The following is a 20,435-nucleotide window of genomic DNA, read 5'->3' as shown; positions in this document are numbered from 1 at the left end:
TACAATAGTATACAAAAGAGGTGACATGACCCAGGATATTCTTGATTTCAATTTCCTTGTTGTTCTGATCGTTTTTGTGGGTGTTGTCTGGGTACTGGTACGAGGGAACGACACAACCCGGCGCAAGGGCCGGAACAACACCCGCAGCCGCCATGATAGTTGGAGCGATTGGGGCGACGGTGGTGGTGATGGCGGCGGGGGCGGCGATTGACCTGGATCAAAGCACTTGATCACATCCAACTGGCGATGCCCGCCGGGGCAGAGGACCAGATGCGCGCCTTCTATTGCGACCTTCTGGACATGCGCGAAATCCCCAAACCCGCGCCACTGCAGGGGCGCGGCGGCTTCTGGGCCAGTGCCGGACCGGTCGAAGTGCATTTCGGCGTCGACCCAGATTTCAAACCAGCAACCAAGGCCCATCCGGCCTTTGTGATCAGCGATCTTGACGGGCTGGCCAAGCGGCTCTCAGACGCTCCCCATCCAGTCACATGGGATCACAGCCTGCCATCAGTAAAACGCTTCTTCTCCGCCGACCCGGTCGGCAACCGGATCGAATTCATCGCGGCTTAATCGCCGCAGGGCGTTTCCTTTGCCCACCTGCATGTTAAGTCATGGCCCAACGCACGAGGGCCCATGTTACTAACCGTCCAAGACATCCACAAAACCTACACCACCGCCGATGGCCCTTTTGAGGTCCTACGCGGCATCGACCTTAGCCTTGACGCGGGCGAGACGCTGGCGCTGACCGGTGAATCCGGCAGCGGCAAAAGCACATTGCTACACCTCATCGGCGGCCTCGATACGGCGGACCAAGGCCAGATCATCATCAGCGGCACCGATATCGCCACGCTTGACGACAACGGGCGCGCGGCCTTGCGGCGCGGCACCGTCGGCGTTGTGTTCCAGCAGTTCAACCTGATCCCCAGCCTGAAAGTGGCCGATAACATCGCGTTTCAGGCGCGTCTGGCGGGGCAGCATGACCCGGCATGGGCGGCCACACTGGCCGACCGCATGGGCCTCACCCCGCAACTTGGCAAATATCCCGAACAGCTGTCGGGCGGCCAGCAACAGCGCGTCGCCATCGCCCGCACGCTGGCCCCGAAACCGCGGCTTGTGCTGGCCGACGAACCCACCGGCAACCTGGATGAGGCGACGGCCAGCATCGTGCTGGACCTGATGCTGGAATTGGTCACCGAAACCGGCGCGGGCCTGCTGATGGTCACTCATTCCGAAGCACTTGCCGGCCGCATGTCCCGTCGCCTGCATCTGCGTGCCGGGCAGGTCGCATGACAGCGGCCACCCTCCAGGCGCTGCTTTCCCATTGGTGGCGCAACCCTTTGCAGCTTTTCACGCTGCTGGCCGGGCTGGCGCTCGCCACGGCCCTCTGGTCCGGGGTGCAGGCCGTCAACGCCGAAGCACGCGCCAGCTACGATGCTGCCGCCGCCACACTGGGTGAAGGGCAATATGATAGGCTCGCCCGCCGCGACGGGCAGCCGATGGACCAGTCCACCTACATCTCCTTGCGCCGCGCGGGCTGGCTGGTCAGCCCTGTTGTGCAGGGTCGGCTGAACGGGGTGCGGATCATCGGGGTTGATCCGCTGACCGCCCCCGGCGGGATCGGGCCGGTCAATATCAACGAAGACACCGACATCGGCAGCTTCTTCACCGGTCCCGGCCAGCTCTTCGCCAACGCCGAAACAGCCGAACAGTTGCCCGATCAGAACGTCCAGATCACACCCGAAACTGCGCCGGGCACAGCGCTGACCGATATCGGCGTGGCCCAGCGGCTTCTGGGCAAGGACGGCCAGATCGACAGCCTGATCATCCTCACCCGCCAACCGCTGAACCGGCCTGACCTGGCCGAGATCGCCCCGCAACTGATCCGCCAACAGGCGCAAGGCGGCTCTGACATCGGACGGCTCACTGACAGTTTCCACCTCAACCTCACCGCGTTCGGGTTACTCTCCTTCGCTGTCGGCATCTTCATTGTGCACGGCGCCATCGGTCTCGCCTTCGAACAGCGCCGCCCGGTCGTGCGCACCCTGCGCGCGCTGGGTCTGCCCTTGCGGCGGCTCATCCTGCTGATGGGCGCGGAACTGATGCTCTTTGCGCTCATCGCCGGAGCCATCGGTGTCGCCCTTGGTTACGTCATCGCCGCCCTTCTGCTACCTGACGTCGCCGCCACCCTGCGCGGGCTCTACGGCGCAGATGTCTCGGGCACCTTGCAGTTGCGGCCTGTCTGGTGGCTCTCCGGCCTTGCCATAGCACTTGGCGGCACCGCGCTGGCGGCCAGCGGTGCACTCTACAAACTTTCCCGCATGCCGCTGCTGGCCGCCGCACAGCCACGCGCCCTAGCCATGGCCGCCGGACGTCGCGCGAAACTCCAAGGCATAGCCGCCGCCTTCCTCCTCATCCTCTCCGCCATCCTGATGTTTACCGCCAACGGGTTGATCGGCGGCTTCTCCCTGCTTGGCTCGCTTCTTATCGGTGCCGCCCTCGCGCTCCCGCTCATCCTCGACCGCATCCTTGCCAGCACCAGCGCCGTGGCCAAATCGGTCACCGCGCAATGGTTCTGGGCCGATACCCGCCAACAACTCCCCGGTCTCTCACTTGCCCTCATGGCGCTCTTGCTTGCGATGGCCGCAAATGTGGGTGTGTCCACCATGGTCTCCAGCTTCCGGCTGACCTTCACCGATTTCCTCGACCAGCGGCTCGCCTCCGAACTTTACATCAGCACCGAAGACGACGCCCAAACCGCCACCTTCCTCGCGTATGCCGCTCCACGGGTCGAGGCGATCCTGCCGATCCAGTCCGCCGACACCGATATCGCCAGCCAGCACACACAGGTCTTCGGCGCGCGCGACAACCGCACCTACCGCGAAAACTGGACCTTCCTGCAAAACACCGCCAACCCGTGGGACACGACATTCGCCGGTGACACCATCCTGATCAACGAACAGCTGTCGCGCCGGGCGGATCTGACCATCGGCGACACGATCCAACTGCAGGACCAATCCTTCACCGTCGCAGGTGTCTACGGCGACTACGGCAACCCCATCGGGCAGGCTCTGATCAACGAAGCCCAGTTCGAGCGCCTCTACCCCGACATCACGCCAACCCGGTTCGGCCTGCGGATGGACCCGGCCACGGTCCCCGATTTCGTCGCAAAGCTTGAGGCCGATACCGGCATCCCCGCCAGCCAGACCATCAATCAGGCCGGGATCAAGGCGCTGTCACTGCAAATCTTCGAACGGACCTTCACTGTGACGACCGCACTCAACATTCTGACCCTCGCCGTCGCCGGTTTCGCCATCCTGATGAGCCTGCTGACCCTCGCCACCATGCGCGTCCCGCAACTGGCCCCGGCATGGGCCATGGGCATGACGCGGGCGCAACTGGGCAAGCTGGAACTCCTGCGTGCGGTGCTGCTGGCCGTGCTGACGGCGGTCATCGCACTGCCCCTCGGCCTCGCACTGGCCTGGGCGCTGCTGGCGGTGGTCAACGTCGCCGCCTTCGGATGGGAACTGCCGATGTATCTCTTCCCCTACGATTACGCCCGGCTCGGCCTCTTTGCGCTGCTGGCTGCAGCCCTCGCAGCACTCTGGCCCGCAAGGCGGCTCGCCCATACACCACCCGCCGACCTGCTCAAGGTGTTTTCCAATGAACGCTAAGGTATTGATCCTCTGCCTATTGCCCGTTCAGACCATGGCCCAGGGCTTCGCCGGCCTCGGCACCAATGCCGAAGGCTTTGCCGTCCCCCAACCCAAGCCCACCTTCGACTTCCCCACCGATCACGGCCCGCACCCGGGCTACCGGATCGAATGGTGGTACCTGACAGCCAACCTGACGGCAGAGGACGGCACCCCCTACGGGCTGCAATGGACGCTCTTCCGCTCTGCCCTCGCCCCTGAACCGGGCGACGGCTGGCAGGCCCCCCAACTCTGGATGGGGCACGCCGCGGTGACCACACCCGATACGCATTATGTGACCGAACGACTTGCCCGCGGAGGGATCGGGCAGGCCGGGGTCACCGCCGACCCATTCGAGGCCTGGATCGACGACTGGACGCTGCAAGGCGACTGGACCACCCTGCAAATGAACGCGACCGGGCCCGATTTCGCCTACGACATGACGCTCACAGCGCAGGGACCACTGATCTTTCACGGCGACGCAGGCTATTCTGTCAAATCCGCCGCCGGGCAGGCCTCCTACTACTATTCACAACCTTTCTTTGCGATCGAAGGGACACTGCAACTGCCAAACGGAGATATCCCTGTCACCGGCAATGCATGGCTCGACCGGGAATGGTCTTCGCAACCGCTGTCTGACAATCAGACCGGCTGGGACTGGTTCTCGCTGTCCTTTGATGACGGAAACAAACTGATGGGGTTCCGGCTGCAGCAGACCGACGGAAACAACTATACCTCGGCCACATGGATCACGCCCGATGGGCAGACCACAGCCTATCCTGACGGGGCGTTCAGTGCGGCGCCGCTGGACACGCACAATACCGCCGGTCGGGATGTGCCGATCCGCTGGCAGGTGCAACTGCCCGCAAAAGATGTCAATGTGACCGTCGAGGCCATCAACCCCGACGCATGGATGGCCACATCAATCCCCTACTGGGAAGGGCCGGTCACGGTGACGGGCAGCCATGCGGGGCAGGGATATTTGGAAATGACGGGTTATGAGTAACTGGTTCGAAACGCTTGAAGGCATCCACACCCAAATCTGGGACACATTGGTGCAAGGGGTCGTTGATGCCGATCATCCGGCACGCCAGCCCACATTCGCGACCGTCTCTCCTGACAATTGGCCCGAGGCGCGCACCGTTGTCCTGCGCGGATCGGATTCAGAGGCTGCAACGATCTGGGTCCATACCGACCTGCATTCCGACAAGATCCGCAGCCTGCAAACCACGCCACGGGCGGCCCTGCATATCTGGGACGCCGATCAAGCGCTGCAAATCCGGCTGCAGGCTGAGGTTCAGATCGAATCCGGCCCAACCTTGCGGCCCATCTGGGACAACATCCCCGATCACTCCAAACAAAGCTACGGCGTGACCCCGCCCCCCGGCACGCCCATCGACACAGGCCTCGACTACGTCAAGGACCCCAATCCGGACACTTTCGCCATGCTGCACTGCCAGATCACCCATATCGACGCGGTGCATCTGGGCGAACAGCACCGGCGCGCCAGCTTCTCACGTCAGCGTCAGTGGACGGGACAGTGGCTTTCACCGTAATCCTGCGAACGCTACAAGACCCTCATGAACAATCTGCCCATCACCCGTGACCTTGTCCTGATCGGCGGCGGTCATACCCACGCACTGGTGCTGCGCAAATGGGGGATGAACCCGCTGCCCGGCGTGCGGGTGACGGTGATTAATCCCGGACCGACCGCGCCCTATTCGGGGATGCTGCCGGGGTTCGTTGCCGGACACTACACGCGGGACGAACTGGATATCGACCTTGTCAAACTCGCCCGTTTCGCGGGGGCACGCCTGATTGATGGGGCGGCCACCGCTATCGACCGAACGGCGCAGACAGTCACCGTGCCGGGCCGACCACCCATCGCCTATGACACGCTTGCCATCGATGTAGGTATCACATCCGCTATGCCGCAAATGCCCGGCTTCAGTACTCATGCGATCCCCGCCAAACCTTTGGGCACGTTCGCCACACGCTGGGACACTTTCCGCAACAGCACCACCGACCCGCAAATCGCCATCATCGGCGGCGGGGTCGCAGGGGCAGAGCTTGCCATGGCCATGGCCCACGCCCTGCGCGACAAATCCCCCAAGGTCAGCCTGATCGAACGGGAACGGGTACTCACCACCCTTGGCTACAAGGCGCGGCAGATGATACTGGCCGCCCTGACAGATGCGCAGATCGACATCATCGAAGACGCCCACGTGACCGAAGTGTTTGCCGAAGGCATCGTTCTGGGTGACGGTCGCACGATCCGCAGCGACTTCACCACCGGGGCAGCGGGCGCAAAACCGCATGACTGGATCGGGACAACCGGGCTGGACCTGAAGGACGGGTTCATCACCGTCGACGCCAATCTGCAAACCAGCGATCCCAATGTCTTCGCCGTCGGCGATTGCGCACATCTCAGCGCCAACCCACGCCCCAAGGCCGGCGTCTACGCCGTGCGCGAGGCGCCCGTGCTTTACGACAACCTGCGCGCGGTGCTGTCGGGCGGCGATCTGCGGCCCTACAAACCGCAGCGCGACTACCTCAAACTCATCTCGCTGGGGGACAAATCCGCGCTGGCCGAAAAATTCGGCACCGCACGCAAGGGTCCACTGCTCTGGCGGCTCAAGGACCATATCGACCGCAAGTTCATGAACCAGTTCGATGACTTGCCCGCGATGACCCCGCCCAAACCGCCCCGCACAGTGGCGCTCGGCGTGACCGAAGCGCTCGGCGACAAACCCATGTGCGGCGGCTGCGGGGCCAAGGTCGGGCGGGCCGCCCTACAAACTGTCCTGACCGACACGTTCGGCGACGATGCGGCCCTGATCCAGCCCGGACAGGTCATCACCACCGACCACCTGCGCGCGCTGACCCATGATCCAGTCCTGATGACCCGCATCGCCGCCATTCACGCGCTGGGCGACATCTGGGCGATGGGGGCCACACCACAGGCCGCGACCACCAGCATCATCCTGCCGCGCATGTCCGCCGCGCTCCAGCAACGAACCCTGGCCGAGATCATGGCGACAGCGACCGAGGTGATGACCGAGGCCGAGGCGAAGATCGTCGGCGGTCACACATCCCTTGGCGATGAGTTGACCATCGGCTTCACCATCACCGGGCTGACGGACAATCCGATCACGCTGGCCGGGGCAAAACCCGGCGACACGCTAATCCTGACCAAACCCATCGGCAGCGGCACGATCATGGCCGCCGAAATGGCAGGGCAGGCACGCGGGGCGGATGTGATCGCCTGTCTGCAGCAGATGACACAAAGCCAGGCGAAAGCCTCAAAAATCCTCGCAAAAGCGCACGCCATGACAGACATCACCGGCTTCGGCGTCGCCGGTCACCTGCGGGGGATCTGCGATGCCTCCGGGGTCGGGGCCACGCTCACCCTGAACGCCATTCCCATCATGGACGGGGCGCGCGCACTGTCAGAAAGCGGCACCCGCTCAACCCTCTTCACCGACAACCGGACCGGTGCCGGACCGATCATCGGTCAGACAGACGATCTGCTGTTCGACCCTCAGACCGCCGGCGGCCTGCTTGCTGCGGTTGATGCAAATCAGGCGGACGCGCTCGTTCAAAAACTTAAAAAGGCTGGCTACCCGGCGGCCATTATCGGCACAATCACCGAAGGATCGCAAATCACGGCAAGCTAGGGTCGATAGTCCACCTGACATTCAGGCCGCGCGTCCCGGAACGCCTCCAGCGCCTGACAACGTGCATCAATCCCGCACAACGCCGGGTAGGCCGAAAGATCACAGTCAAAGCGCCGGGCATTCGCCATCTGCGGCACCAGCACAATATCCGCAAACGTCGGAAAATCAGCAAAGCAGAATGGATAGACCACAGCGCGATCCGCCAGCATTTGCTCCAATGCCGCAAAAGTCTTGGCGGTCCAGTGGCCATACCAGTCATCCACCTGACCGGTTGGCAAACGCTTTCGGACACGCTTGACGATCACAGCATGCAACTCCGCACAAATCGCCATCGCAAAGGCGCGTGACCGCGCGCGGGCAATTGGATCAGCGGGTAGGATGGATGGCTCCGGATACGCCTCCTCCAGATACTCAAGGATCGCCAGTGACTGGGTCAGAACTCGCCCGTCCACCTCCATCGCTGGCATCAACTGCTGTGGGTTCAGCGCACGATATGCCTCATCCGCAAGCGCGGGGATCGGCACATACTCGTAAGCCACCACTTTCAGGTTCAACGCAATCCGCACCCGCTCCCCGGCAGAGTTCCGGGCCTGCGTATGCAGCCGCAACGTCACAAGCGACCCAACGCTGCCACAACCGCATCCGCCGCCCGTTCCTGCCCGGCCTCGTCCAGTGCGGCGGCCTCCACCACCGCCAGCACGGCGCGTTCATCGATCCGGCGGGACTTGGCATAGGCCGGATCGTAGTGATCCACCATCAGCGCCAGCGACAAATCCTCCAACGCCCCGGCCTGCGACAGCGCCACCCAGCGATCCACCACCGCATGACCGCGCACCCGGCGCAGCGGGGCCAGACGGGCCGCGACCACCTCCGGATCAGCAATCACCTCGCGGTAGGCGCGCGCCAGATACGCGGCCCGCGCCTGCAACGGCACATCCATCACGATACGCGGGGCGGACCACATGGCAGACAAAAGCGATGGGGGCAGGGTGATCCGCCCGATCTTGCTGCTCTCGGCCTCGACGACCACAGGACGACCCGGATCAAGCCCTTGCAAAGCCACGGCCAACGCGGTCTCAAACCGCTTCTGCGGGGGTTGCCCACCCGGCATTGAACCCAAAAGCGACCCCCGGTGGCAAGCCAGCCCCTCAAGATCGAGCACCTGCACACCACGCGCCGCCAACCGGGGCAGCAGCGCGGTCTTCGCTGTGCCGGTATTGCCATCCAGCAGCACCAACCGATGGGGCAGGGGAACTTCATACAGATGGCGGTTCACCAACCGGCGAAAGCTCTGATAGCCGCCCTTGACCGTCTCCGCACGCCAACCGATCTCGGACAGGATCGTGCGAAACACACCCGACCGCTGACCACCCCGCCAGCAATAGATCAACGGACGCCAGGCCCCATCCTTGCCGCGCAACGGACCATCCAGATGGGTCGCGACATTGCGGATCACCATACCAGCCCCGATCTTGCGGGCATCAAACGGACTGACCTGCTTATACAACGTGCCCACCTCAGCGCGCTGGGCATTATCAAGTGCCGGCAAGTTAACCGCCCCGGGTACATGATCCTCAGCAAACTCCGCCGGAGAGCGAACATCGATCACAGTATCAAACCCGTGGTTCAGGATCGCATCAAGACTGTCAAATTGCAGCGGCATGAAGGCCGGGATAGCCCCCGGACGGGCAATGCACAAGCGATGCAGAACGCATGCAGAAACGATGCGCATGGCCATACATGTCGCGGGCCAATGTCATTCGCCCTAGATGTGCACATCTTACTCGCGCGACACAAACAGACCGCCAACCGATCGCCGGGTCATGAAACATGTGAGGATCGTCATAATCAGCGCCAGCGTTCTGATCATCTTGCAGCCTCCGCCCATCACCGGAATTGGCGTTGTGCGGACCTTTCTGCCGTTCGAATTCAATCGACAAACGGCGGCTTTGCTAATTCTGATTTGTTTCAGATCAGCCGTCGTCACCCGGCCGGTGGTCGGGGCCGCCCGCCTATGAAGTCGCTCGACACCGTTCCTTTGAAACAGCGCGGGAAGAAGGGGTATGTATCGGTGGCAAAATAGACATACCGCCCGTCAAGCATGGCCCCGTTGCATTCATCCAAGTCACCGGACCCGGCAACAAATTCGTAATCCTGCACATAAGTCCCGTCATGTGGGCCACCTGGACCGGACGCTCGCTCGCCACTTTTCAGCTGCCAGGACGATTGCATCTGATCGCCCATATAGTGGATTTCAAACCCATCCGCAGCATAGCCAAACAGCGTGCCGTCAAGCGCGCCGGTCACTGCAGACGGAATGCCGTGATAATGATACATCCCGTCACCGTCCACATGCGCATTCTGTGCGTCCATGATGAGCCCACCGACGCCTTCCACATTCCATCCCGAAGACGGATCGCGCGAATACCCCCGCTCAGTAGACGGATCATAGTATTCCGCAGTGCCCGGACGCAGTGGAATACCGGTCACTGTAACGCCTGAAATGCGGGCGAGCCGGGTGATGGTGTCGGTGAGTTCCGGCATCGCATCCATGCAAAAACTATGGTTCTGCTCTTGCACCGTGGCTCCGGCCCGCCATGGGCCGGTGTCGTGATCTGGCACGCCGTCAGATGTGATACAGCGCTGATCCCCATACACTGTGATCGTAATGTGCGCTTGAACCGCACCGGCGGTCAAAAGCGTCAAAGCGAGCGTGGTGCCGAGTATCTTCATGATACCCTCCTGGTGCTTGGATAACAATTTAACGGGCGCGGACGGTATCTCCGTCGTTTTTTTGATATGGACGCGCCAAAGATGCCCTTCATTGCCGTCGCAGCACCGGTAGACATGACCTTTAACCAGACCTCGACTGCACTTTTGCAAGTTTAGGCCTCTATTGATCACTTAGCTTCCAATTCCCATAAGACATTACACCTGTAGGGCCGATCATCACCGCCATTGGTGCTGCCGCGGTCACAGGTGTCATTCGCCGCGACTGAACCCCATTGCGACGCCGCCCCGACCCCCCTAGCGTAACAGTATGAATTACGATGACCTGCATTTGATCACCCAGTGGTCCCAGGTGGTGCAACTGCGGGATGATGACCTTCTGACCCCGGCAGAACTGACGCTGATCGATGTCGCCACGCGGGGCGAGACGGCGCGGATCGGCCTGACCCTCCCCAATCTCAAGACACCCAATGTGCTGATCCGGGCTGCCCTTTTGCGGTATCTGATCGGCGGCGGGTGCAAGGACTTCGTCACCCAACCACAGGGCATCACCATCAACGGGGCGTGGATCGCAGGCACGCTCGACCTCAGCTTTACCGCCGCGCGCGGGCCGATCAACCTGTTCAACTGCTACATCGCCGACCGGCCCGAAATGGTGCAATTGCGCGCCGACGGGCTGACACTGGTGGGCTGCGCGCTGCCCCAGGGGCTCAACGCCGCCCGGATCCAGATCAGCGGGAACATCACCCTCAACGGCAGCCGGATCGACGGCAAGGTGTCGCTGTCCGGGGCCGAGGTGCAGGGGCATCTGTCCTGCGTGCGGGCGACCCTGCGCAACCCTGGCCAATCGGCATTCAAGGCGCAAGGGGCCAGCATCTCCAGCAGCCTCCTGCTGGAAGGGACAACCGCCCAGGGCCTTGTCAGCATCCTCGGGGCGCAGATCGGGGGGCAACTGGTCTGCATCGGGGTCGATTTCAGCAACCCGGACGGCTACGCGCTCAACGCCCAAAGCACGCGGGTGCAGGGCGACGCCTTCCTGCGCTATGCCAGTACCGTGGGCGAGGTCAGCCTTGTCGGCTCCGAAATCGGCGGTGTCTTTGATTGCAGCCATGCCGACATGCGCAACCCGGACCGGGCGGTGCTGAACGCCCAGCGGCTGGTGGTCAAGGAAGGGTTCGTCTGGCTGAAGATCAAAGGGGTCACCGGGGCCGTCGATCTGACCTCGGCCCATGTGGGCGATCTGTGGGACGATGCGGATAGCTGGGCGAAATGCGACCAGCTGTTCCTCAGCGGGTTCCGCTATGACGTGCTGCACGGGGGGATCGACATTGATGACCGGCTGGCCTGGCTCAAGAAAGGGGCGGTCTCGCGCCGCGAATTCTATCCGCAACCCTACGAACAATTGGCCAAACTACTGCGCGACACGGGGCACCGGTCGGACGCGCGGGCGATCATGGTCGCCAAGGAAAAGGAACAGCGCAAGGCGGCCCGGATGCGCCGGGTCCGCGAACAGGGCTGGCGGCAGGACCTGATCAAGGCCACCCGGCTGACCGGCACGGCCCGGGCAGAGGCGGTCGCGGCACTCACCAAACGCCGCCCGCATGATGAAAACCTGGCCCGGCTGACCATGCTCTATCCCGCCAATGGTGACGATGATTTCACCGACCCGCTGACGCTGACATATGCAAGGCGGCAATTCCGGGGCGAGCACTACTGGTTCAACATACGCACATACGCCTATAATTGCGGCAGCTTCATCGCCGACCGGGTGCTGGGGCTGGTGGTGGGCTATGGGCACAAACCCGAACGCAGTTTCTACATGCTGGTGGTGCTGGTGCTGATCGGCTGGTTTCTGGCTAATCAGGCCTGGAAAGAGGGCGACTTTGCCCCCACCGCAGGCCCCGTCCTGATGTCCGAAGGCTGGCAAACGCTTGCCACCGATGACCGCATCGCCAATCCCGCCCAGCTCTGGTCCGACAAATACATGGCCGCCCCTGATGGGACGGCTGTGTTCACCCCGGGCCGGGATTACGAGACCTTCAATGCCGTGGCCTATGCCGTCGATCTGGTGGTTCCCATCGTATCGCTGGGGCAAGAGGCGTCATGGGCCCCCTCCACCACACGCGGCCCCTGGGGCTGGTGGCTCTGGTGGACCCGCTGGTGGCTGATCGCGCTCGGCTGGATCGTGACAGCGATCGGGGCGGCAGCAGTAACAGGGGTCATCCGGCGGGATTGAGGGGTATGACCGGCTGCCTTGGGTATTGGTTGAGAGGGAATGGCAGGCATTCACGGCAGGTCGGTGTGGTGATGGCCGGTTTGAGCCCAAAAAGACATATGCTGCGCTATGCGCAAATGTCGGCTTCGACCCACGAGCCGCGATGCTCGGTCGACATGCTGGATCTTGCTAGCAGGAGGGAAGTCGTGTCAGTTGGGCGTAGTGCAACGTGTGTCCACGCTCTAATCCGGGATCCAAGTTGGTTCATCTCTTTTGAATTGGACTTAAGGTGAAATATTATTCCTACATATCGACCACGAAGTTGGAAATGCTTTCGGGGCAGATCTCAAAGTCTTTTTTTGAACGCCTTGCAGGCAAATTACAGTTCTCCTTAGGGGCTCTGTCAGTTCAGGTCGATGCTGAGGGGAAAGCCAGCCGTCACATCACAAAAACCATTGAGCGCATCGAGAAGGAGATTCAAGGCGAGCAGTGCGGTCTCATTGGCGAGGACAGGCCTTACATAATGCATAGCAGGATAATGCGTGCTGGAGTTTGGGGAAACGGGAAGGGTCTATCGACCTTTTGCGACGTCACAAGAGAGCCATATTTGGCGCTTGTGGGCTCCCCCGATAGCATGGTTGGAGCGCCCAAAAGTTCTACAAATGTAAAGTCGATAGATGGTTATGTCAGCATGTTCTTCTCCCAAGCCGCAGCTATGACTCCGAGTAGTCAGGACTATATCATACCAAGAACAGAATTAGCTCCAGCGATCGAGGGGATATATGAAGTGCTCCCGCCCGTTGCGTCCAAGTACACCTTTCTTGCCAAGTCGATTCACAGTGGTCCTTGTCCAGGCACTGATAAACCCTGTGTAATTGCTTCTCCCATTTACGTCCGGTTGGAGTAGCACTTTACTGGCGCGGAGAACCTTGGGTTCGTCGGCATAAAGGTACCAAACCCACCACAGGATTTAGCAACCTTGGACCGTTTTAGGAGAGAGCATAGAACGGTTGGGCGTACTCTCGCGGGGGTTGCGGGCACCTTAGACGTCAGAAACGACCGTTTTCGGCACTGCTGATTCATCAGAGCAGACATTGGCGCAATCGCAGCGAATTGGCACTTTGTCCGCCGACCAGTCATTCGGCCACCAGCAGCACGCCTCCGCCCTCCTTCAGCAACCAGCAGTTGTGAGCCTCAAACACCGCCGGGATCGGCGGGGCGCTGTAACCCGTTTGGCCAGCCTAGGGTGGGTGATTTCACCCACCACCCCTCACGGTGCCAGCCATCGGTCTTTCACCGGATCAACCGACATCAACGTCGCGATCAGACCCGACCGCAATCCTTAACATCGCATTCACACTTTCACCGTGCGCAGCCTTAACCCCGCCAAATCGCCCAAGAGGGTCCGACGCAAGTCCGACGTTTTGCCGACGCGATGCCGACCGGCCATTTCGCCACAAACCCTCGCGTTAACCAGCTTTGGTATGATTCGCGACAACACGGGTGTTGCACCCCCTCGCACCACACACCGAACGTTGCGTTCAGGCCGTCAACGGCACCCGCCCATTTTCCGTCAGCAACCAGCAATCGCGGCCTTCGAAAACCGCCGGGATCAGCGGGTTGCCGTAACCCGCCCCACCATCCAGATTGACGCGGTTGCCATGGTGCCGGGGGTGGTCGAGCGCGGTGTGCCCATGCACCACTAGTCGGCCAAAATCGGCGTCGCTTTTGAGGAACGGATCGCGGATCCAGATCAGATCATCCTCCGCCTGATCTTCCAGCGGAATGCCGGGGCGCAGGCCTGCATGCACAAAAAGCAGATCATCGGTCTGATACCAAAGCGGCAGAGACCCCAGAAAATCCAGATGGCCCTGGGGCACCTCCTGCAGCGCCAGTTGCTGCAGCGCATTGGTATCGATCCAGCCAGCATTGCCTTCGAAATAGTCCATATATTCCATAGCGCTACGCGTATCTTGCCGGAAATGCATGATACCTTTCAGACCGTAAGACGCCAGCGTCGCCTCACCCCCCAAACGGCGATTGACCCAACTGATGCCCGAACTGACCCTGGCGTCATGCTCAACCCCGTGGCGCACGAAGTTGCAAAACATCCGGTCGTGATTGCCGCGCAGGAAAACCCAGTCACGGCCCGCATCACGGCCTGCAATCAGCGTTTCGATCACGCCCCGGCTGTCCGGCCCCCGATCGGTGTAGTCACCGAGAAAAACAACCCGCGCCTCAGCGCCCCCATCCGCCGCGATCAGCGACAGGGCGTGGTGCAGCAGCGCGTTCTGCCCATGGATATCGCCGATGGCGTAAATCGGTGTCATACCCGCCTTCATGGCACATGGGACACCGCGACGTAAGATGGGTTTAAACCCATCTTACAGTGCCACTTCTGCCGCGCTCATACCGCAAAGGTCAGCGGCTTGACCTGCTTGAAGAGCCCCGTATCCTCCAGCGCCTTGATCGCGGCGGATGGAACGGGTTCGTCCACATAAAGCAGGGCAATCGCCTCGCCCTTGGCCGTTGACCGGCCCAAGGTAAAGTTGGCGATATTCACGTCGTGAGAGCCCATTGTCGTGCCCAATGCACCGATGATCCCCGGCACATCTTCGTTTGTTGTATAAAGCATATGCGCCCCGATCTCGGCGTCGATATTGATGCCCTTGATCTGGATAAAGCGCGGTTTGCCATCGCTGAACACGGTGCCTGCAATCGACCGCTCGCGTTTTTCGGTGACCACCGTCACCTTGATATAGCCTTCAAACGCGCCCGACTGATCCTGTTTCGTCGTCGAAATCTTGATCCCGCGCTCTTTCGCGATCACCGGGGCGGATACCATATTCACATCCGGGTTGCCGCATTTCATGATCCCCGCCACCGTCGCCGCCGTCAGCGCCTTGAGGTTCATTTCACTCGCTTCCCCGTCGAAAAGGATATTGATAGCCTTGATCGGTTCATCCGTCATCTGTCCGATGAAATTCCCCAAATGCCCCGACAGTTTGATCCACGGCCCCATAACCTTGGCTTCTTCAGCCGTGACCGACGGCATGTTCAGCGCGTTCTGCACCGCCCCCGTCAGCAGGTAATCCGACATCTGTTCAGCCACCTGCAGCGCCACGTTCTCCTGCGCCTCGGTCGTAGCCGCCCCCAGATGCGGGGTGACAACGACATTGGGCAGGTTGAAAAGCGGGCTTTCGGTCGCCGGTTCCACCGCGAACACGTCAAAGGCCGCACCAGCCACATGGCCTGATTTCAACGCCGCGGCGAGTGCGGCCTCATCGACCAGCCCGCCACGGGCACAGTTCACGATCCGCACGCCATTTTTCAGCTTGGTGATATTTTCAGCCGACAGGATGTTCTTGGTCTGATCGGTCAGCGGCACGTGCATGGTGATGAAATCCGCCCGCTTCAGCAGCTCATCCAACTCCACCTTCTCAACGCCGATATCCACCGCCCGATCCTCTGACAGGAACGGATCATAGGCCACAACTTTCATACGCAACCCGTGCGCGCGGTCGATCACGATAGACCCGATATTGCCCGCGCCGATCACACCCAGCGTCTTGTTCGTCAGTTCAACCCCCATGAACCGGGACTTTTCCCATTTGCCCGCATGGGTCGACGCGTTCGCCTCGGGGATTTGCCGCGCCACCGCCATCATCATCGAAATCGCGTGTTCCGCGGTCGTAATTGAATTGCCGAAGGGCGTGTTCATCACGATGATCCCCTTCTTCGATGCTGCAGGGATATCCACATTGTCCACGCCGATCCCGGCACGCCCGATCACCTTCAGATTATCGGCTGCCGCAATGATCTTTTCTGTCGCTTTCGTGGCCGACCGGATCGCGAGGCCATCATACTGGCCAATCACGTCCAGCAGTTTGTCCTTGTCTTTGCCCAGATCAGGCTGGAAATCCACGTCAATGCCGCGATCCTTGAAGATCTGCACAGCGGCGGGGGAAAGCTTGTCAGAGATGAGTACTTTGGGGGCCATGTTGCCACTCCTTTAACGTCGTCAAAATTTGGGATGTAGGGTGGGGTTTCACCCCACCGATGCGATCTCGGCCTCAAACGCCCATTCCAGCCAGGGCAGCATCGCCTCGATATCCGAGGTTTCAACCGTCGCCCCGCACCAGATACGCAAGCCCGCCGGAGCGTCGCGATAGGCGCCGATATCCAGTGCGATGCCTTCTGCCTCCAGCCGCTTAGCGACGGCCTTGGCGAAGGCAGCACCATCGGAAATCCGATCATCGGTGAATTTCAAACAGACAGAGGTATTCGACCGCGTCGCCTTATCCACCGCCAGATTGTCGATCCAGGGCTTGTCCGCGCAGAAATTCCAGATTGCCCGCGCGTTGGCATCCGCCCTGTGGATCAGCGCATCAAGCCCACCAATCGACCGACCCCATTTCAGGGCAACCAGATAATCCTCGACCGCCAGCATCGACGGAGTGTTGATCGTCTCGCCCCGGAAGATGCCTTCAATCAGCTTGCCGTCCTTGGTCAGGCGGAAAATCTTGGGCAGGGGCCATGCAGGGGTATAGCTTTCCAGCCGCTCCACCGCGCGGGGCGACAGGATCAGCATGCCATGGGCCGCTTCCCCACCCATCACCTTCTGCCAGCTGAACGTGGTCACATCCAGCTTGTCCCATGGCAGATCCTGCGCAAACGCAGCGGACGTCGCATCACAGAGCGTCAGCCCGGCCCTATCCCCGGGGATCACATCACCCGAAGGGACGCGCACGCCGGATGTCGTCCCATTCCAGGTAAAACAGACATCATTGCCGTAATTCAGCGCGGCCATATCGACGATCTGGCCATATTCAGCGGTATGCACGGTGGCCTCGATCTTCAACTGCTTGACCACATCCGTGACCCAGCCCGCACCAAAGCTTTCCCAGGCCACCATCTCGGCCGGGCGTTCGCCCAACAGCGACCACATCGCCATTTCAAACGCGCCAGTGTCGGACGCAGGCACGATGCCAATGCGGTAATCGGCCGGCACACCCAACACTTCACGGGTCAGGTCAATCGCTTCGGCCAGTTTGGCCTTGCCAACGGCAGCCCGGTGCGACCGACCAAGGGCGGCGTCACGCAAAGCATCCAGTTTCCAGACGGGGGGTTTGGCACAAGGGCCAGAAGAAAAACGCGGATCAGCCGGCCGCGCAGCCGGTTTGGTCTTAACCATCGGTGGTATCCTCACAGATATGCGCCCTTCGTTGGGGAAGGGTGTCCCACTGGCCGCAATAGCCGCGGCTTTCGCCTTTCACAACCGGCAAAATGTCACTAGACCGGCACACGACACGATTTTTGCGACACCAGCGACGCCGATAGGAAACAGCGCATGTTCATCGTCACCCTGCTGACCACACCCACCGAAAGCACGCTGGACGCGGCCTTGGTGGACAGCCTGCGCAATGCTTGGGGCGGGGGCGATGCCACATGGCTCGCCATTGATGAGGCAGCAGAATTTGCGATTCCTGCCATGCCCGACAACCAGTGGGATGTCTGGGCCAACCTGCAGGATGCTTGTGTCGATCTGATCATCCAACCGGCTGAAAACAGACGTAAAAAGATGCTGCTTGCCGATATGGACAGCACCATCATCCGGCAGGAATGCATTGATGAACTCGCAGCCGAGGCCGGGGTAGGCCCGCGTGTGGCGGACATCACCGCACGGGCGATGAATGGTGAGTTGGATTTTGAAGCAGCGCTGAAGGAACGGGTGGGCCTGCTCAAGGGCCTTGATGAAAGCATCATTGAACATGTGCTGGACACCCGGATCACGCACATGCCCGGCGGTTATGAACTGGTCAACACGATGAAGGCGCATGGGGCCTATACCGTGCTGGTGTCTGGCGGGTTCACGGCGTTCACGTCACGGGTGGCGGCAGCACTTGGGTTCGATGAAAACCGGGCAAATACGCTGCTGGTGGAAGATGGCAAACTCACCGGCGCGCCGGGCCTGCCGATCCTCGGCAAACAAGCCAAGATCGACGCCCTGGTCGAAATCACGCAGGCGCGCGGTCTTGCCGAGGCTGATGTGATCGCCGTCGGCGACGGGGCCAATGATCTGGGCATGCTTGGCCGGGCCGGGATGGGTGTGGCATTGCACGCCAAACCGATCGTGCAAGATGAGTGCGATATCCGGATCAACCACGGAGACCTCACGGCGCTTTTGTTCCTGCAAGGCTACGGGCGGGATGAGTTTGTGACATGACGGATGGGCCGCCAATAGCGGTGATTTGTGAACACGGTACGCTCTTCACATTTATGCCACGATATCGGCTTGGAAACTTCGCTTTCAGACGCTACTGCTCGTGAGGAGTATGAGGGCCAAAAGGCGGAACGCATCGCGGGTTAAGTGGGGATTTTAGCGATGGAATGGTTGAACGAAGTCCCAAAGCTTAACCTTGGCGTCAAGTTAATCGTGGCGTTGGCCCTGTGTTATCTTCTCTACTTTATTTTTGGCCGTAAGGAAGAACTCAGCAAACACGCTGCCGAAAACACGCTGGCGTCTGTCGGCGTGGCCATGCTGAATATGATCGCCCTGATCCTCTTTGTTGAGGATATCAATCGTTTTGCCCAGAAAGCCTACGCCGCGCTGGGCATCCCGACGCTCGATCCGACCGTCTGGGATACCGTGCCGCCGGTGCTGGCCTGTCTACTGGCGGTTGCCGCCAAGGATTTTGCGGATTACTGGAGTCATCGGGCCATGCACACCAAATGGGGCTGGGCAACCCACGCGGCGCACCATTCGGATACGCATGTCAATGCCTTCACCGGATTCCGGATCCATTTCCTCGAAGCGATGCTGATGACGCTCTATTATGTCATTCTGCTGACATGGCTGCAGCTGCCAGCACTGATCCCGATCATGGCCCTGTTCTATGCGCTGCACGGGATGTATGTGCATATGGACCTGCCATTCAATCACGGTCCGCTGAAATATCTGATCTCGTCCCCCGTCTATCACCGTTGGCATCACGCGGACGAACCGGCAGCCTATGGCAAGAACCTGGCCAATATCATGCCGATCTATGACGTCATCTTTGGCACCTATTATAATCCCGGTCCCTGCAATGCGCCGATGGGTGCACTCAAAAGCGGAATCGAAGACAAAAACCCCTTCAAGATCATGGTTTATCCATTCCAGAACTGGGCAGGGCTGATCCGCGATGAATGGACAAAGCGCCGAACGGGGGCCATGGAACAGCCTGCGCCGCCCAAACAAGTAACGGTCGAAGTGCCGGATCGATAGGTATCGTTTTAAAAGACTGCGGCATTTGCCCGCCGGTCATACATATGCCTGCGGGCACAAAACCTATCTTATCCCGGTATGCCGCCGAACCATCCGTGCATTACACGTTCAGCGCCGGTTTCGGCCTCTGACGATACGAGACCAGACCCCAACAGCGGCGGTCAACTACGCTGAGGCAGATCGAACCAGCTACAGTTTCGCTTGATCTTGATCAAGGCCGGGTTGGCCCATTGCGCGGATACTGCTTGCAGGCTCCGGCGCGCGCAGGATGTGCGTCCGGATATCGGTCGCCCGGAAAAGGACGCGCAAAATGACAGTCGCCATCATCTTTGAAACCATCGAAGGCCACACCGGCAAGATTGCCAAATTCGTCGCCGATCATGTCCGTAAATCCGGGCAGGAGGTTACGCTGATCGACACGTCCGACAGAACAGGGCAGGCCAGTTTCGACGGGGTGGACAAGGTCATCCTGGCAGCACCGGTTCATGAACGGCGCCACCCCAAAGCATTCGAGGTGTTCGTCAGTGCCAGCCATCAGGATCTGGCCGCGCGGCCGACCCTGATGATCTCTGTCAGCATGAGCGCGGCCTTCGCCGAAGGTCTGGACGAAGCGCAGGAATATCTGACCGAAATGGAAATGCGGACGCGGTTTTCGCCGACCTCGGAAGCGCTGGTTGCCGGTGCCGTCAAGCCCGGCGGTTACGATTACTTCCAGTCGCAGGTCGTGCGCCATGCCGTGCTGGGTGATCGGGATTATTCGCTGGACGAGGGCGAGCGCGAATTCACCGATTGGGATGCGCTCGCCAAGCAGATTGATGATTTCATGAACGCGGCCTAAACAGCCGCGTTGCTGGGAT

At 60.8% G+C, this 20,435-nt stretch carries 18 protein-coding genes; 12 read left to right on the top strand and 6 right to left on the bottom strand.

Annotation, left to right across the window (positions count from 1 at the left end):
- The first annotated feature begins 25 nt into the window (after positions 1-25).
- The 7 genes from ACFWW4_RS00810 (at position 26) to selD (ending at position 7,366) form a co-directional block, all read left to right on the top strand.
- Positions 26-211 carry a hypothetical protein gene (locus tag ACFWW4_RS00810; protein WP_411889118.1) on the top strand — a complete coding sequence of 62 codons (186 nt, stop codon included), beginning with the start codon at positions 26-28 and terminating at the stop codon, positions 209-211.
- Positions 208-570 carry a glyoxalase gene (locus tag ACFWW4_RS00805; protein WP_411889117.1) on the top strand — a complete coding sequence of 121 codons (363 nt, stop codon included), beginning with the start codon at positions 208-210 and terminating at the stop codon, positions 568-570. The genes ACFWW4_RS00810 and ACFWW4_RS00805 overlap by 4 nt, the downstream gene beginning before the upstream one ends.
- Before the next feature lie 63 nt (positions 571-633).
- Positions 634-1,290: an ABC transporter ATP-binding protein gene (locus ACFWW4_RS00800; protein WP_411889116.1), complete on the top strand. Its 657-nt coding sequence runs from the start codon at positions 634-636 to the stop codon at positions 1,288-1,290.
- Complete coding sequence (locus tag ACFWW4_RS00795; protein WP_411889115.1) at positions 1,287-3,671, top strand: FtsX-like permease family protein; 2,385 nt, start codon at positions 1,287-1,289, stop codon at positions 3,669-3,671. Before ACFWW4_RS00800 ends, ACFWW4_RS00795 begins: the two co-directional genes overlap by 4 nt.
- Complete coding sequence (locus tag ACFWW4_RS00790) at positions 3,661-4,695, top strand: lipocalin-like domain-containing protein (protein WP_411889114.1); 1,035 nt, start codon at positions 3,661-3,663, stop codon at positions 4,693-4,695. The genes ACFWW4_RS00795 and ACFWW4_RS00790 overlap by 11 nt, the downstream gene beginning before the upstream one ends.
- The gene (locus ACFWW4_RS00785; protein ID WP_411889113.1) at positions 4,688-5,245 is read left to right on the top strand and encodes a pyridoxamine 5'-phosphate oxidase family protein; all 558 of its coding nucleotides are present in this window, start codon (positions 4,688-4,690) and stop codon (positions 5,243-5,245) included. Before ACFWW4_RS00790 ends, ACFWW4_RS00785 begins: the two co-directional genes overlap by 8 nt.
- A 24-nt stretch (positions 5,246-5,269) precedes the next feature.
- Complete coding sequence (gene selD / locus ACFWW4_RS00780; RefSeq protein ID WP_411889112.1) at positions 5,270-7,366, top strand: selenide, water dikinase SelD; 2,097 nt, start codon at positions 5,270-5,272, stop codon at positions 7,364-7,366.
- Here selD and maiA read toward each other — a convergent pair.
- The 3 genes from maiA to ACFWW4_RS00765 form a co-directional block, all read right to left on the bottom strand.
- Positions 7,363-7,980 carry a maleylacetoacetate isomerase gene (gene maiA, locus ACFWW4_RS00775; RefSeq protein ID WP_411889111.1) on the bottom strand — a complete coding sequence of 206 codons (618 nt, stop codon included), beginning with the start codon at positions 7,978-7,980 and terminating at the stop codon, positions 7,363-7,365. The genes selD and maiA overlap by 4 nt on opposite strands.
- Positions 7,977-9,029 (bottom strand): tRNA 2-selenouridine(34) synthase MnmH, encoded by a 1,053-nt coding sequence (gene mnmH, locus ACFWW4_RS00770; RefSeq protein WP_411889110.1) that lies wholly within the window; start codon positions 9,027-9,029, stop codon positions 7,977-7,979. Before mnmH ends, maiA begins: the two co-directional genes overlap by 4 nt.
- Before the next feature lie 320 nt (positions 9,030-9,349).
- Positions 9,350-10,099 (bottom strand): YHYH protein, encoded by a 750-nt coding sequence (locus ACFWW4_RS00765; protein WP_411889109.1) that lies wholly within the window; start codon positions 10,097-10,099, stop codon positions 9,350-9,352.
- Positions 10,100-10,406: 307 nt separating this feature from the next.
- Here ACFWW4_RS00765 and ACFWW4_RS00760 point away from each other — a divergent pair, with 307 nt between their 5' ends.
- The gene (locus tag ACFWW4_RS00760; protein ID WP_411889108.1) at positions 10,407-12,332 is read left to right on the top strand and encodes a hypothetical protein; all 1,926 of its coding nucleotides are present in this window, start codon (positions 10,407-10,409) and stop codon (positions 12,330-12,332) included.
- A gap of 268 nt (positions 12,333-12,600) precedes the next feature.
- Positions 12,601-13,218 carry a DUF7019 family protein gene (locus ACFWW4_RS00755; RefSeq protein WP_411889107.1) on the top strand — a complete coding sequence of 206 codons (618 nt, stop codon included), beginning with the start codon at positions 12,601-12,603 and terminating at the stop codon, positions 13,216-13,218.
- A 634-nt stretch (positions 13,219-13,852) separates the two neighbouring features.
- Here the strand turns inward: ACFWW4_RS00755 and ACFWW4_RS00750 are convergent.
- The 3 genes from ACFWW4_RS00750 to ACFWW4_RS00740 all read right to left on the bottom strand — a co-directional run bounded on the left by ACFWW4_RS00750 (position 13,853) and on the right by ACFWW4_RS00740 (position 17,505).
- Positions 13,853-14,641: a metallophosphoesterase family protein gene (locus ACFWW4_RS00750; protein WP_411889106.1), complete on the bottom strand. Its 789-nt coding sequence runs from the start codon at positions 14,639-14,641 to the stop codon at positions 13,853-13,855.
- A gap of 77 nt (positions 14,642-14,718) precedes the next feature.
- Positions 14,719-16,311 (bottom strand): phosphoglycerate dehydrogenase, encoded by a 1,593-nt coding sequence (serA, locus tag ACFWW4_RS00745; RefSeq protein WP_411889105.1) that lies wholly within the window; start codon positions 16,309-16,311, stop codon positions 14,719-14,721.
- A gap of 48 nt (positions 16,312-16,359) precedes the next feature.
- Positions 16,360-17,505 carry a phosphoserine transaminase gene (locus ACFWW4_RS00740; protein WP_411889104.1) on the bottom strand — a complete coding sequence of 382 codons (1,146 nt, stop codon included), beginning with the start codon at positions 17,503-17,505 and terminating at the stop codon, positions 16,360-16,362.
- A gap of 156 nt (positions 17,506-17,661) precedes the next feature.
- Between ACFWW4_RS00740 and serB the strand changes: the two genes are divergently transcribed.
- From serB to ACFWW4_RS00725, 3 genes are all read left to right on the top strand, one after another.
- Positions 17,662-18,537, top strand: a complete 876-nt coding sequence (gene serB / locus ACFWW4_RS00735) for a phosphoserine phosphatase SerB (protein WP_411889103.1) — start codon at positions 17,662-17,664, stop codon at positions 18,535-18,537.
- A 159-nt stretch (positions 18,538-18,696) separates the two neighbouring features.
- Entirely contained in the window at positions 18,697-19,578 is an 882-nt protein-coding gene (locus ACFWW4_RS00730) for a sterol desaturase family protein (protein ID WP_411889102.1), read from the top strand.
- Between the two features lie 310 nt (positions 19,579-19,888).
- Complete coding sequence (locus tag ACFWW4_RS00725; RefSeq protein ID WP_411889101.1) at positions 19,889-20,416, top strand: flavodoxin domain-containing protein; 528 nt, start codon at positions 19,889-19,891, stop codon at positions 20,414-20,416.
- Positions 20,417-20,435: the final 19 nt, after the last annotated feature.

It is taken from the genome of Yoonia sp. SDW83-1 (assembly GCF_046762885.1).
Taxonomy (GTDB): domain Bacteria; phylum Pseudomonadota; class Alphaproteobacteria; order Rhodobacterales; family Rhodobacteraceae; genus Yoonia.
Note: the sequence above shows the minus strand (reverse complement) of the source record. Positions and strands in the feature narration are given on the sequence as shown.